Annotated in this window: 9 protein-coding genes and 2 tRNA genes; 9 read left to right on the forward strand and 2 right to left on the reverse strand. The window is 65.3% G+C overall.

Features of this window, described 5'->3' with window-relative positions:
* Window positions 1–70 precede the first annotated feature (70 nt).
* A tRNA-Met gene (locus tag AC1DGP_RS14210) sits at window positions 71–147 on the forward strand.
* A gap of 184 nt (window positions 148–331) precedes the next feature.
* Here AC1DGP_RS14210 and AC1DGP_RS14215 read toward each other — a convergent pair.
* Complete coding sequence (locus tag AC1DGP_RS14215; protein ID WP_441506290.1) at window positions 332–1,141, reverse strand: helix-turn-helix transcriptional regulator; 810 nt, start codon at window positions 1,139–1,141, stop codon at window positions 332–334.
* Window positions 1,142–1,209: 68 nt separating this feature from the next.
* On the opposite strand from AC1DGP_RS14215, the gene AC1DGP_RS14220 reads away from it, so the two are divergent.
* Complete coding sequence (locus AC1DGP_RS14220; RefSeq protein ID WP_441506291.1) at window positions 1,210–2,790, forward strand: MFS transporter; 1,581 nt, start codon at window positions 1,210–1,212, stop codon at window positions 2,788–2,790.
* A 355-nt stretch (window positions 2,791–3,145) separates the two neighbouring features.
* On the opposite strand, the gene AC1DGP_RS14225 is transcribed toward AC1DGP_RS14220, so the two are convergent.
* Window positions 3,146–3,235, reverse strand: a tRNA-Ser gene (locus tag AC1DGP_RS14225).
* 150 nt (window positions 3,236–3,385) lie between these two features.
* Here AC1DGP_RS14225 and AC1DGP_RS14230 point away from each other — a divergent pair.
* From AC1DGP_RS14230 to AC1DGP_RS14260, 7 genes are all read left to right on the forward strand, one after another.
* The gene (locus tag AC1DGP_RS14230) at window positions 3,386–3,709 is read left to right on the forward strand and encodes a hypothetical protein (protein WP_441506292.1); all 324 of its coding nucleotides are present in this window, start codon (window positions 3,386–3,388) and stop codon (window positions 3,707–3,709) included.
* Between the two features lie 81 nt (window positions 3,710–3,790).
* Window positions 3,791–4,447, forward strand: coding sequence for a peptide-methionine (S)-S-oxide reductase MsrA (gene msrA / locus AC1DGP_RS14235; protein ID WP_476832233.1), 657 nt, complete (start codon window positions 3,791–3,793; stop codon window positions 4,445–4,447).
* Between the two features lie 103 nt (window positions 4,448–4,550).
* The gene (locus tag AC1DGP_RS14240; protein ID WP_441490419.1) at window positions 4,551–5,126 is read left to right on the forward strand and encodes a TIGR00645 family protein; all 576 of its coding nucleotides are present in this window, start codon (window positions 4,551–4,553) and stop codon (window positions 5,124–5,126) included.
* Between the two features lie 163 nt (window positions 5,127–5,289).
* Window positions 5,290–6,264 (forward strand): TAXI family TRAP transporter solute-binding subunit, encoded by a 975-nt coding sequence (locus AC1DGP_RS14245; RefSeq protein ID WP_441506421.1) that lies wholly within the window; start codon window positions 5,290–5,292, stop codon window positions 6,262–6,264.
* A gap of 162 nt (window positions 6,265–6,426) precedes the next feature.
* Entirely contained in the window at window positions 6,427–8,592 is a 2,166-nt protein-coding gene (locus AC1DGP_RS14250) for a TRAP transporter permease (RefSeq protein ID WP_441506294.1), read from the forward strand.
* A gap of 69 nt (window positions 8,593–8,661) precedes the next feature.
* A complete protein-coding gene (locus tag AC1DGP_RS14255; RefSeq protein WP_441506295.1) occupies window positions 8,662–10,200 on the forward strand; it encodes a YifB family Mg chelatase-like AAA ATPase in 1,539 nt (512 codons plus the stop codon).
* 113 nt (window positions 10,201–10,313) lie between these two features.
* A complete protein-coding gene (locus AC1DGP_RS14260; protein WP_441506296.1) occupies window positions 10,314–12,416 on the forward strand; it encodes an ATP-binding protein in 2,103 nt (700 codons plus the stop codon).
* The last annotated feature ends 81 nt before the right edge of the window (window positions 12,417–12,497 follow it).

The following is a 12,497-nucleotide window of genomic DNA, read 5'->3' on the forward strand; positions in this document are numbered from 1 at the left end:
CCCTCATCACAATCGCAAAACGCAAAACGCGGCGCTCGATGCTAAAACATCGGCGCCGCGTTCCCATTACCGCGGGGTGGAGCAGCCCGGTAGCTCGTCAGGCTCATAACCTGAAGGTCGTCAGTTCAAATCTGGCCCCCGCAACCAAAAATCCCAAAAAACACTCAAGCCCGCCGCGATAAACGCTGCGGGCTTTCTGCGTTCTAACCGGCAAAACACGCCACGCGAGATCCGCCTCAGATGAGCGGTATCGTCCCTCGCTCCTCACCTCTTCGACCTGCCCGCAAGTACCCAGCAGACGATCGATGAAGCGATGATGCGAAGCCATTTCCTACCGCCGGAAATAGACGACCATCTTGAGGTGCCGGTACTCGTCTACAGTCAGCATCTCGTGCAGGAAGCCGAGCTCGGTGCCGTCTGAATCCAGGATGGCCCCGATGCCCCGAGCGTAGCTCTCCAAGCTCGGTTGCTCGAGCCATCGGCGGAAATCCGGGGACAGCGTCTTCAGTTCATCAACCAGCGCCAACATCGCCGGATCGTCTGGAACCGCGGCCAGATCACCGCGAAATTGCGCGAGAAGCTTCGGCGCTTCCTCGCGCCACTGGGGAAGGCGTTGGCGGAACGCCGGATCGGCAAAGACCAGGCGCATGACATTGCGGTCCCGTTGCTCGCGATCTGCGAAGCCGAATACATCGTTCGCGGTCGCATTCCAGGCAACGACATCCCAACGCAAGTTGGCGACATAGGCGGGTCGCGTCACGAGATCATCCAGCAAATTCTGGATGAGCGGGCTGACGGATGGCCATTGATAGGCTTCAGGTGGCGGAGGTCGTCTGTGCGCCAGCAGGAACAGATGGCTGCACTCGGCATCGTCCAGTTTCAGGGCTTTCGCCACCTTGAGCAGAAAGCCTTCCGAGACCTGGATGTCTCGACCCTGCTCAAACCATGTGTACCAGGTCAGGCCGACGCCCGCGAGTGCCGCCAGCTCCTCTCGCCGGAGCCCCGGCGTGCGACGCTGGCCGGTTGAGGGCAGGCCCGCATCGACTGGCGTGAGCTTCTTTCTGCGACGCATCAGGAAACCCGAGAGGTCGGTTCGCGTGCGCGCAAATGTACGACCGGACAAGACCATTACCTCCAGCAACAGGATAATTTCTTATATTGTAACAGGATGACCGTGCCTCGAAAGTCCCGCCGCGACAAGGAGGCAGCATGACTTCTCAGGACGAACCCGATCTTCCCCTTTCCAGAACGACGACAGAAGGCACCGCCTCACCGCCTGGAACAGCTGGGGCACGCGAATGGCTCGGGCTGGCGCTGTTGGCCTTGCCGACAATCCTGCTCGGTCTGGACCTGACGCTGCTTCACCTGGCGCTTCCGGCGCTTGCCGCCGATCTGCAACCGAGCAGCGTGCAAGCGCTCTGGATCATGGATGCCTACGGCTTCATGATAGCGGGTTTCCTGATCACCATGGGGACGCTCGGCGATCGTATCGGCCGCCGCAAGCTTCTGATGATGGGGGCGGCTGCCTTCGCCGTCGCCTCGGCGCTCGCCGCCTTCTCCACGAGTGCCGTGATGCTGATCGCGGCCCGGGCAGTGCTCGGAGTAGCCGCCGCAACGCTGATGCCGTCGACGCTGGCGCTCATCACGAACATGTTCGCCGATCCAAGGCAGCGCGCTCTTGGCTTTGGAATTTGGGCGACCATGTTCGCGCTCGGCATGGCGCTTGGACCGGTCGTGGGCGGCGTACTGCTGGAGCATTTCTGGTGGGGTGCAGCCTTTCTCATAGCCGTGCCCGTTGTCGGCCTGCTGCTTTTGCTGGCGCCTGTCCTTCTGCCCGAGTATCGCGCATCACATGTCGGCAGGCTGGACCTTGCGAGCGTCGGCCTTTCGCTCGCCGCCATGCTGCCTTCGGTCTATGGCATCAAGCAGGTCGCCAAGGATGGCTTCGGACTTCATCCGGTCGGCGCCATTGCGATGGGACTTGCCTTCGCCACGCTGTTCGTGCGCCGGCAGCAGCGCCTCGCCGACCCGCTGCTCGACATGTCGCTGTTTGCCAACAGAGCTTTCAGCGTGGCGTTGATCGTGCTCCTCTTTGGCCTCGTCGCGGTCGGCGGCTCGATGCTGCTGGTCACGCAATATCTGCAGCTCGTGGCCGGATTTTCTCCACTGGTCGCGGGTCTCTGGATGGGGCCGCCCGCGCTTGCCATGGTCGCGGCCGGCGTCACGGCACCGCTGATTGCCCGGCGCGTTCGCCCCGGCTTCGTGGTGGCCGGAGCGCTGGGGTTGTCGGTTGCGGGCTATCTGATGCTGACCCAACTGGATAACAGCGCGTCCGGCGTGGCCATTGTCGTCGCCGGCTTCTCGTTGGCCTATCTCGGGCTTGGCACGATCGCTGCGCTGGGTACGGACCTCGTGGTTGGATCGGCCCCCGCCGACAAGGCAGGCTCGGCATCGGCGATGTCCGAGACGGTGCAGGACCTCGGCGTATCGCTCGGCATTGCAGTGCTTGGCAGCCTCGCCACCGCCATCTATCGCCGAGCCATGCTCGACCGCATGCCTGATCATCTCGGTCATCAAGCGCAAGAGGCCGTTGGAGACAGCTTGTGGGCGGCATCCTCGGTTGCGTCGCAGCTGCCTGTCGGCCTGATGGAAGAGGCGCAGGCTGCGTTCACAGCAGGGTTCAGCACCGCGGCCATGTTCAGTGCCGTGAGCGTTTCACTCCTCGCCATCCTCGCTGCCGTCTCGCTGCGGCATATTGGCGTCATTCACGGTAGCGAGCCGCCCCGGTGAAGCGGGTGGAGCCCTTTCGGGACGGTCCGGCGCTGAAGGGCCACATCACCGGCCCCGAGGCGATCCGGGATCAGGCGAGAGCCGGCGCCGACCGCGTGCGGACCCCGCTGGAACGTTCAGGGCAGAAGGTCGTCATGCCTCGCTGGTTCGCATATTCGCGAAAAGCGGCCAGAGCGCGAATGCAGCCCGCAGCGACGATTATCCCGCGGTCACCTCGGGGCGCCGCCCCAACGCGTCGAGGTTACGGGAAGCCAGATGCGCATCATGGCATCGAAAGGGGATCTGCTCAGGCCCCTTGCCGCAGGACCCGGCGCAAAAATCGACCACGCTCGACGTGGCCGGTTCTGTTTTGAAATGGCGGACAGGGCGGGATTCGAACCCGCGATACGGTTTCCCGTATACACACTTTCCAGGCGTGCGCCTTCAACCACTCGGCCACCTGTCCGGCGGGCTGCTTATGACCGCCGAGCCGGCTTCTTTCAAGGCCTGAAACGCGCTTTTCGTATTCTTGCGTGGAGAGCGCCGGACAAGGTTGCAAAGCCGTGCCCGAATGGGCACATCGGATGCGAAGGGCGCGTGCGGGGAATGGGGCGGGATGCTGCGTTTTTTCATCCGTTTGCTGGGTTATCTTGCTGTCGCCAGCGGATTCGTGGCGCTGGTCATCGACGGCGCGCGTTCGATCGCCAATTCCTCGCTTCAGTTCACGCCGCTCGGCGAAATCCTCCTCATTCTGCTGCCGACGCGCTATCCGCTGCTGCAGCCAGCCATCGAGCGCAATCTCCATCCGCTGCTCTGGGACCCGATGCTGCTCTCGCTGATGCGGTCGCCCGTCGCGCTGGTCGCGCTGGTGCTCGGTTTCCTCCTGCTCTGGCTCGGCGCGAGGCCCGAGCCGCAGGTCGGTATCGTCACGCGACGGTGAAGGGCCATGCAGGGCGAGCGCCTGTCGGAACGGCGGCGCCATGCTTATCTCGGGAGCAACTGTTGGAGGATGGAGCCGATCATGTTCTCCCTGCGCAAGAAGACGACCCTGCCCAGCCCGGCCGAGGCCCTGCCCGGCCGGTCCGAGCCGATCCCGACAGCCGAGCGCCATTTCCTGAACGATCGCCCGTTGCAGGGCCCGTATCCCGCCGGGACGCAGAAGGCCCTGTTCGGCCTCAGTTGTTTCTGGGGGGCTGAACGCAAGTTCTGGCAGATCGAGCACGGCATCTGGGTCACCGCAGTCGGCTATGCCGGAGGCATCACACCCAACCCGAGCTATGAGGAGGTGTGCAGCGGGCTGACCGGGCATAACGAAGTCGTGCTCGTGGTCTTCGATCCGGCCAGGCTCTCCTACGAGGCCCTGCTCAAGACCTTCTGGGAGAATCACGACCCGACGCAGGGCATGCGGCAGGGCAATGATGTCGGCACCCAGTACCGCTCCGGCATCTATGTCTTCGACGAGGCACAGAAGCTGGCTGCCGAACGCAGCAAGGCAGATTACCAGAGCGCCCTCGCCTCGCGCGGCTACGGACCGATCAGCACGGAAATCCTCGACGCGCCCGCCTTCTATTTCGCCGAGGACTACCACCAGCAATATCTCGCCAAGAATCCGGCAGGCTATTGCGGCCTCGGCGGCACCGGCGTCGCCTGCCAGATCGGCGTCGGCGTCGACGCCTGATCACGCCCAGCCCCAAACCGATAAGGAGGCCCCGCAGGCTCGCTTGCGGGGCTTCTTCGCATCATGGCAAGAAGCGTCGAGACGATCACGCAGGGGCAGGACGATGGGCGAGCGCGAGATGGAAGCCGGGAACGGGCCCGTTCACCGGCCCTCCGCAGCGACCCGAATTCTGGAATCCATCCTCTTCGCCAGCCGCTGGCTGCTTGCCCCGTTCTACATCCTGCTCGTGCTGGCCCTCGCCGGGCTGCTGATCAAGGCGTTGCAGGAGGCGTTCCACGTCCTGAGCCATGTCTTCACCGCCAGCGAAGCGGACGTGATCCTCGGCGTGCTGGCGCTGGTCGACCTGACCTTCACCGGCTCCCTGATCGTGATCGTGATCTTTTCGGGTTACGAGAATTTCGTCTCGAAGATCGATACCAATGCGCATCGCGACTGGCCGGACTGGATGTCGAAGATCGATTTCTCCGGGCTGAAGCTGAAGCTGATCTCCTCGATCGTCGCCATCTCCGCCATCCAGGTGCTGAAGGCCTTCATGAACGTGAAGGGCACCAGCGACCGCGACCTGATGTGGTATGTCGCGATCCATCTCGTCTTCGTCAGCTCGGGCCTGTTGATGGCTCTCAGCGACCGGATTTCCGGCGATGCGCAGGGCAAGGCCGGCGGCGCAAACGGACACTAAGACGGGCCGCGCTGCACCGGGGGCCGCCCCCCTGTGCCCCGAATTAGCCACACTATTGCGCGCCCTGCGTGCAAAACGCGCCGGCATTGCCAGTCGCGCACTTGATCAGCCGGCAAAAGCTGCGAACACTCCCGGGTTCATAGGGAGCTTCCGTGACATGACCATGACTTTCAGATCGAAACTTGCGGCCGCAGGTCTCGTGCTCGGCGGCGTTGCGTTTGCAGCGGGCCTCGCCTTTGCCCAGGCGCCAGCCTTCTTCCGCATCGGAACGGGCGGCACGGCCGGCACCTACTACCCGATCGGTGGCCTGATCGCGAATGCGATCTCGGCGCCCCCGCAACTGGTCGCAACGGCCGTCGCCAGCAACGGCTCGGTCGCCAATGTCAACGCGATCGTCGGCGGCGCGGCCGAATCCGGCTTCGTCCAGGCTGATGTCGCCTATTGGGCTTATTCCGGCACCGGCGTCTACGAGGGCAAGCCGAAGGTCGCCGATCTGCGCTCGATCGCCAACCTCTATCCCGAGTCGGTCCATCTCGTCGTCCGCAAGGCCTCGAATGTGAAGAGCGTCGCCGATCTCAAGGGCAAGAAGGTCTCGCTCGACGAGCCGGGCTCCGGCACGCTGCTCAACGCCAAGGCGATCCTCAACGCCTATGGCATTACCGAGAAGGACATCTCGGCCGAATTCCTCAAGCCGAACCAGGCAGCCGAGAAGATGAAGGACGGCTCGGTCGACGCCTTCTTCTTCACCGGCGGCTTCCCCGCTGCCGCGATTTCGGAGCTGGCCTCGACCGGCTCGGGCATCGACATCCTGCCGATCTCCGGACCGCAGGCCGAGAAGCTCTCCAAGGAGTTCCCCTTCTTCGCCGCCGACGAAATCCCGGCCGGCACGTACAAGGATGTCGGCGCGATCAAGACCGTCGCCGTCGGCGCGCATTGGGTGACTTCCGCCAAGGTTTCTGCCGACACCGTCTATGCCGTGACCAAGGCCCTGTGGAGCGACAAGGCCCGCGCCGCGCTCGATGCCGGCCATGCCAAGGGCAAGGCGATCCGCAAGGAGACCGCGCTGTCGGGCCTGCAGGGCGTGCCGCTGCATCCCGGCGCCGAGAAGTTCTACAAGGAAGCCGGGCTACTGAAGTAAGCCGCCGCGACCTCCCCTTTCCCGCATGGGAAAGGGGCCAAGGGAGACGGCGCGAGGCCTCACGCGAGAGGCCTCCGGCAAATCCTCCCCGTTCAGACCTCGCTTTCCCTCACCCCTGCCCCTCTCCCCATCCGGGAGAGGGGTTTGCCGTTGAGTTTTGACATGACAACCCAGCCCTCCGCCGCCGAACTCGCCAAGCTCGAGGAAGAACTCGATCCGGAAATGCAGTTCCGCAAGGTGCCGCATGGCACCTCGCTGATCATCGGCGGATTGCTGCTCGCACTCTCGGCTTTCCACTACTACACGGCCGGCTTCGGACTACTGCGCGAGACGACGCATCGCGGCATCCATCTCGCCTTCGTGCTCAGCCTGATCTTCCTGGTGTTCTCGGCCCGCAAGAGCGATGCCCAGACGGTGCACGCCTCGACGCTGCTGCGGCCGGGGGGCGTGCCGCTCTACGATTGGATCTGCGCCGTCGCGGTGGCGATCTCGAGCCTTTACGTGCCCTGGATCTTCGAGGACATGGTCTTCCGCGTCGGCAATCCCTCTACGCTCGACGTCGTCATGGGCACGATCACCATCGTGCTGATGATCGAGGCGACGCGGCGCGCGATCGGCTGGGGGCTGCCGATGATCGCGCTCTTCGCCATTGTCTACGCGATCTTCGGCAACTGGTTTCCCGGCATCTTCCTGCACCCGGGCGCGACCTGGTCGACCCTCGTCAACCATCTCTATCTGACCAGCCAGGGCGTCTATGGCGTCGCGCTTGGCGTGGTCGCAACCTATGTCTTCCATTTCGTGCTGTTTGGCGTGCTCGCCACGCGGATCGGGCTCGGCCGGCTCTTCCTCGGCGTAGCGGCTGCGCTCGCCGGGCGCTTCGCCGGCGGACCGGCAAAGATCTCGATCTTCGGCTCCGCCCTGTTCGGCATGATCTCGGGCTCCTCCGTCGCCAATACCGTGACGGTCGGCTCACTGACGATCCCGATGATGATCCGGCTCGGCTACCAGCGCCATTTTGCGGCAGCCGTCGAATCGACGGCCGCGACCGGGGGGCAGATCACCCCGCCGATCATGGGCGCCGCCGCTTTCCTGATGGTCGAATTCCTGAACCTGCCCTACGCGACGATCGTCATCGCCGCGATCATCCCCGCCTTCATGCATTTCTTCGGCGTGCTGATGCAGGTGCATTTCGAGGCGAAGCGCTCCGGCATGCGCGGCCTGACCGATGCCGAGATTCCGAATCTCCGTGAAGTCTTTGCCCGCGACTGGCCGACGATCGCGCCCCTCTTTGCGCTGATCCTGGTGCTGTTCACCGGCTATACGCCCTATCTCGCTGCGTTCTGGGGCATCACCGGCTGCATGCTGGTTGGCCTCGCGCAGTATCGCGCCGCCTCGGCCCTCGCCTTCGCGCTCGCCATCGGCCTTGCCGCGCCAACCGAGTTCCTGCGCGTGCCCGGCGTCAACGCGACCTTCACGCTGGCCTGTTTCGCGGTGATGGCGCATGGCGTGCTGATGCGCTCGGACGAGGGGCGCCGGCGCATGAACGACATGGTCGATGCCTTCATCCTCGGCGCCAAATACGCCATTGGCGTCGGCGCGGCGGCGGCGACCGTCGGCATCATCGTCGGCGTGGTGACGCTGACCGGCGTCGGCTTCAAGATCTCCTGGATCGTGACCTCGCTCGCCGATCAATGGGCCAAGGGCGTGCTCGATCTCGTGCCGTTCCTGCCCTTCGACATCAAGTCGGCGACGCTGTTCTTCACGCTGCTGCTCACCGGCATCGTCTGCATCCTGCTCGGCTGCGGCGTGCCCACCACGGCGAACTACATCATCATGGTGACGGTGGCCGCGCCGGCGCTCGGCCTGCTCGGCGTCAACCCGCTGGTGGCGCATTTCTTCGTGTTCTATTACGGGGTCCTCGCCGATGTGACCCCACCAGTCGCGATCGCAGCCTATGCCGGAGCGAGCATGGCCGGCGCCGATCCGTTCAAGACCGGCAACACCGCCTTCCGGCTGGCGCTCGGCAAGGTGCTGGTACCCTTCGTCTTCGTGTTTTCTCCCTCGATGCTGATCATGGCGCCGGGCTTCACCTGGACCGAGCTGATCGGCTCGACCGCGGCCTGCATCGCCAGCATCACCTTCCTCTCTGCCGCTTTCGCCGGCTGGTTCCTGGCCCCGCTGGCAATGTGGGAACGCGTTGTCGTCGGCATCGCCGCCCTGCCGATGATCCTGGCGACCCCGGCCAGTGTCCTGGCGGGGCTCGTCATCGCAGCCCCCGTCCTGCTGCGTCAGGTGGGGGCGCGGCGGGCCAGCGTGGCGCCGGCCTGAGTTCCCGATATGTTCTTGCCAGTGAGCTGAGCATTCGCTAGCCTCCCCCAAGGGAACAGGGAGGCGCGGATGGTCACGCGGGTCGCGACGGTTGCGTTCGAGGGCATCGAGGCGCGCGCCGTCGACGTGCAGGTCCAGGTCACAGCGGGCGGCGTCGCCTTCCTTCTGGTCGGCTTGCCGGACAAGGCGGTGGCGGAAAGCCGCGAGCGAGTGCGTGCCGCGCTGATCGCATCGGGACTGGCGCTGCCGGCCAAGCGCATCACGGTCAATCTGGCGCCGGCCGATCTGCCAAAGGAGGGCAGCCATTACGATCTCCCGATCGCACTAGCGGTCATGGCCGCCATCGGCGCGATCCCTGCCGATGCGCTCGCCGGCTATACAGTCCTCGGCGAACTTGCGCTCGACGGCTCCATCACCTCCGTCGCAGGCGTCCTGCCAGCAGCGATGGCCGCCTATGCCCGCGGACAAGGGCTTATCTGCCCCGCCGCCTGCGGCCCGGAGGCCGCCTGGGCTGCCGCCGATGTCGATATCCTTAATCCGCGCTCGCTGATCCAGCTCGCGAACCATTTCAAGGGTACGCAGGTGATGGCCCGGCCAGTGCCGTCCGTGGCCCGGCAATCCGGGCCCCTGCCCGATCTCGCCGATATTCGCGGCCAGGAAAGCGCGCGCCGCGTGCTGGAGATCGCCGCCGCCGGCGGCCATAATCTCCTGATGAACGGGCCTCCCGGTGCCGGCAAGTCGATGCTGGCGAGCCGCCTGCCCTCGATCCTGCCGCCGCTTTCGCCGCGCGAACTGCTCGAGGTCTCGATGGTGCATTCCGTCGCCGGGCATCTCGCCGAGGGAGCGCTGACCGATCGCCGCCCCTTTCGCGCGCCGCATCACTCGGCCTCGATGGCGGCACTCGTCGGTGGCGGCCTGCAGGCCAAGCCCGGCGAGGTTTCGCTCGCCCATCACGGCGTGCTTTTCCTCGATGAATTGCCGGAGTTCCAGGCTCAGGCCCTCGACGCGCTGCGCCAGCCGATGGAGACCGGCGAGGTGCTGATCTCGCGCGCCAACCACCGCGCCATCTACCCCGCGCGATTCCAGCTTGTCGCCGCAATGAACCCGTGCCGATGCGGCAAGGCAACCGAACCGGGCTATGCCTGCCGGCGGCAGCCGAACGAGCGTTGCATGGCCCAGTATCAGACCCGGATCTCAGGTCCGATGCTCGACCGCATCGACATCGTCATCGATGTGCCGGCCGTAACCGCAACGGACCTGTTTCTGCCGGCCGACAGCGAAGGCTCGGCGGAGGTCGCGGCCCGGGTCGCCGTGGCGCGCCAGGTGCAGACGGCGCGCTTCGAGGCGCTCGGCCTCTCCGAGATCGCGACCAACGCCGCGTGCCCGGCGCCCGTGCTCGACCAGATCGCCCGGCCGGACAATGCCGGCATTTCGCTCCTGCGCGACGCCGCCGAGGCCCTGAGGCTGACAGCGCGCGGCTACCATCGTGTTCTGAAAGTCGCGCGCACACTTGCCGATCTCGACGGCGAGATGAAGATCGGCCGGGTCCATCTCGCGGAGGCGCTATCCTACCGTTCACGCATCGATCAGGTGGCGCAGGCCGCCTGATGTCGGAGCGTGCGGCATCCGTGCCGCCAGGTTAACAAATTCATTCAAACGATCGCGAAAGCAGCGTTCGCGCGCGAACGCTTTCTCAAGGGGACGAATACTAGGCTGGCATCATGGAGCTTCCATCTTTCCCAGTGGTCTGGGCTGTTCTCGCCAGCCTGCTGACCGTTCTGGCCGGCGTCGCCGCCGTGATGCAGCTACGCGCACGCAACCGCGTCGTGGAGCAAGCGCTGGACATGACCCAGGATCTGGAGAAGCTCACCGATCGTCTCTGGGCGTTAGCAGATAGCGAAGAGCGCTATCGCAGCCTGATCGAGGCCCAGGGCGATCTGATCGTCCGCCGGAACGAAAGCAGCATCGTCTACGCCAATGCCGCCTATGCGGCGCTTCTCGGAGCGACCGAGGCCGAGATCATCGGCAGCCGCACGGCACCGCGCGTCATCGAGAGCCGACCTGCGCAGGCACTGACCGACGGCACGCGGATCTTCGACGAATGCATCGCTTCGCCCGAGGGAGGCGAGCGCTGGATCTCCTGGGTCGAGACCATCGTGCCGGTCGCCCTCGGCAAGACCGTGCTGCAGCGTGTCGGCCGCGATATCTCCGCCCGGATCGCCGGCGAGCAGGCGCTGGAAGAGGCGCGCAGCCGCGCCGAGAGCGCCAACGAGGCAAAGTCGCGGTTCCTTGCAACCGTCAGCCACGAGTTCCGGACGCCGCTCAACGGGATTCTCGGCATGGCCGACCTCCTGAACGACACCAGGCTCGACCCTGAGCAGACCACCTATGTCCGGGCACTCAGGACGTCGGGCGAAGCCCTGCTCGGCCTCGTCGACGACATTCTCGACTTCGCCAAGGTCGAAGCGGGCAGACTCGAACTCGCCGAAGAGCGCTTCGATCTCGGCCAGTTGGTCGAGACGGTCAGCGAATTGATGGCGCCACGAGCCCAGGCCAAGGGGCTCGAGATTGCGACCTTCCTCGCACCGGATCTCGCCTCGCACTGGATCGGAGACCGCGACCGGCTGCGCCAGATCCTGCTCAACCTCGTCGGCAATGCGATCAAGTTCACCGAGAGCGGCGGTGTCGGCATTCGCGTCGCCCGCGCGGGCGACGCCATCGCCATCAGCGTTTCCGATACCGGTCCAGGCGTTCCGCCAGGGCGATTGCAGGCGATCTTCGAGGAATTCGAACAGGCCGACAGCTCTGCGGCCCGTCGTCATGACGGCACCGGTCTCGGGCTCGCGATCGTGCGCCGGCTCGTGACCTTGATGGGTGGCTCGGTCACGGCAGAAAATGCGCCGGGATCGGGCGCGATCTTCCGCGTTACATTGCCGCTTCCGGAGGGCGGCGCGGGGGTGCGGGTTACGGTACTGCCGGAGTGGCGCGGCAAGCTGATCTTGATCGCATCTGCCGCGCCGTTCGGACCGGACTATCTCGCTGAGACCATGGAGATCGCCGGCGCATCGATCATGCGCGCCCGGAATGTGACAGAAGCGCTCGCGCTGCTCGCGGGCGCGCGGCGCTTCGATGCCGCCCTGATCGACCAGGCCATCGGGGTCGATGAAGCGCGCGCCGTCGCTGCTGCCGCCCGGCAGGCCGGTGTCGGCGAGTGCCTGATCCTGATGTCTCCCTTTGAGCGCCGCCAATTCGGTTCACCGCTCGCTGGCGGGTTCACCGGCTTTCTCGTCAAGCCGGTCCGCGCCCGCTCGCTCTATGAGCGGCTTGCACCGCCTGCCCGGCCGCGGCAGGAGACTCTGCCGCCCCGGGGGGTGACCCCGATCCAGGCCAAGGACCCCGGTCCGCCTCAACTGACGGTGTTGATCGCGGAGGATAACGATATCAACGGTCTGCTCGTGACACGGACCCTTGAACGCCTCGGCTGCACGGCCGTCTGGGCTCGGGACGGGCGTGAAGCGGTCGCTCTCATCGAGGCCGGGCTCACGGGCAAGCGCGCGCCCTTCGATCTCATTCTGCTCGACATCCGGATGCCTGAGCTTGACGGATTGGAAGCCGCTCGTCGGATTCGCGCCCTGGAGGCCTCGCTCGGGCGGCCAAATTTGCTACCCATTGTCGCGGTCACCGCCAATGTCGCCGAGGAGGATCGGCAAGCCGCGCTGGCCGCCGGAATGAATGATTGCCTGGCTAAACCACTGGCCCGAGAGGCGCTTCGCGCCTGGATCGCGCGTGTCACCGGAACGCCGCGCGTCACACTCCGCGCTTGACGGACAGTCACAACTCTGACGCAGTTCTGTCGCGATCCCGTAGGAACATCGGTACTAGCCTGGCGAACTGCAGATTCGACG

The organism is Allobosea sp. 05T433 (assembly GCF_056396065.1).

Excerpts from the sequence above, each read along its gene's own strand:
- AC1DGP_RS14230 (WP_441506292.1), top strand. The coding sequence starts at position 3,386 with ATGCTGCGTTTTTTCATCCGTTTGCTGGGTTATCTTGCTGTCGCCAGC.
- AC1DGP_RS14250 (WP_441506294.1), top strand. The coding sequence starts at position 6,427 with ATGACAACCCAGCCCTCCGCCGCCGAACTCGCCAAGCTCGAGGAAGAA.
- AC1DGP_RS14240 (WP_441490419.1), top strand. The coding sequence starts at position 4,551 with ATGGGCGAGCGCGAGATGGAAGCCGGGAACGGGCCCGTTCACCGGCCC.
- AC1DGP_RS14260 (WP_441506296.1), top strand. The coding sequence starts at position 10,314 with ATGGAGCTTCCATCTTTCCCAGTGGTCTGGGCTGTTCTCGCCAGCCTG.
- AC1DGP_RS14220 (WP_441506291.1), top strand. The coding sequence starts at position 1,210 with ATGACTTCTCAGGACGAACCCGATCTTCCCCTTTCCAGAACGACGACA.
- AC1DGP_RS14245 (WP_441506421.1), top strand. The coding sequence starts at position 5,290 with ATGACTTTCAGATCGAAACTTGCGGCCGCAGGTCTCGTGCTCGGCGGC.
- msrA (WP_476832233.1), top strand. The coding sequence starts at position 3,791 with ATGTTCTCCCTGCGCAAGAAGACGACCCTGCCCAGCCCGGCCGAGGCC.
- AC1DGP_RS14255 (WP_441506295.1), top strand. The coding sequence starts at position 8,662 with ATGGTCACGCGGGTCGCGACGGTTGCGTTCGAGGGCATCGAGGCGCGC.